General features: G+C 40.3%; 1 protein-coding gene and 1 pseudogene. One reads left to right on the top strand and one right to left on the bottom strand.

Annotated features, from left to right (window positions below):
• Positions 1-101: 101 nt before the first annotated feature.
• Positions 102-647 carry a GNAT family N-acetyltransferase gene (locus Q4579_RS22925; RefSeq protein ID WP_303567272.1) on the top strand — a complete coding sequence of 182 codons (546 nt, stop codon included), beginning with the start codon at positions 102-104 and terminating at the stop codon, positions 645-647.
• 28 nt (positions 648-675) lie between these two features.
• Here Q4579_RS22925 and Q4579_RS22920 read toward each other — a convergent pair.
• Positions 676-860: pseudogene (locus tag Q4579_RS22920) on the bottom strand (hypothetical protein); the annotation flags it as partial.

Here is an 860-nt window from a genome sequence, read left to right as displayed (position 1 = left end):
GCCTCCGGTAATTTCGTAGTCAGACTTACCTAGTGTGGCAGAGCCTGATGAGGGGGAGTCCATGTCATTCGTTATGCGTAATTAATGGAGTACAGTAATAGATGGAAGTAGTAGAAGCTGAACAATCGGATTTAGAATCATTCTTTGTTTATCTTGAAAACCAGCTATCTGAAAATGGCAATGGAGAAATTCCTCTTTTCCAACCAATGTCTAGAGAGCAAAAAGAAGTTCCAGAACCAACAAAAGAAAAATTTATCCAAGGATTTACTCATCCGTTTGGAGATACTGGTTGGAGGAAGCTTTGGGTTGTAAAAGATACTTCTGGAAGTATTAAAGGTCACATTGATCTTCGCCACCATGGTGATGAAAACCGTTCTCACAGAGTTTTACTTGGCATGGGCGTAGATGCCACTTGTCGCAAGCAAGGCCTTGGTCAAAGGTTGATTGATGCAGTCATAAACTTCTGCGAAGAAAAATCAGAAATTGACTGGCTCGATCTTTGTGTATTATCGGAAAATATTCCAGCAAAGAACCTCTATCTTAAAACAGGGTTCAGTGTTGTCGGAGAGTTCAAAGATCAATATAGAATCGATGGTCTATCAGTCTCAGAGACAGCAATGACAAAGTACGTCAAAAATCACGCATAACAAACGACTATGGCGTCAATAGTTAATTTCATGCTGTTTTTTCTGACCACCTGACGCCATCACGGAGCATCGCATTGAGGATAAAAACCATCTTCCTGACACAGGCAATGATGGCTACTTTTTTCGGTTTTCCTTCAGCCTGATATTCAGGACAGCTTTCGATCAGTTGAATGAGCTTATTTTCTATTTTCTCGATCTGATTTTTGAATGCTG

This window comes from Photobacterium sp. 1_MG-2023, assembly GCF_030547945.1.
GTDB lineage: Bacteria > Pseudomonadota > Gammaproteobacteria > Enterobacterales > Vibrionaceae > Photobacterium.
The sequence above is the reverse complement of the archived record's forward strand: the minus strand, read 5'-3'. Positions and strand labels throughout refer to the sequence as shown.

What these genes read in the sequence shown, in the direction of transcription:
- Q4579_RS22925 (WP_303567272.1), top strand. Translation starts at nt 102, where the DNA reads ATGGAAGTAGTAGAAGCTGAACAATCGGATTTAGAATCATTCTTTGTT.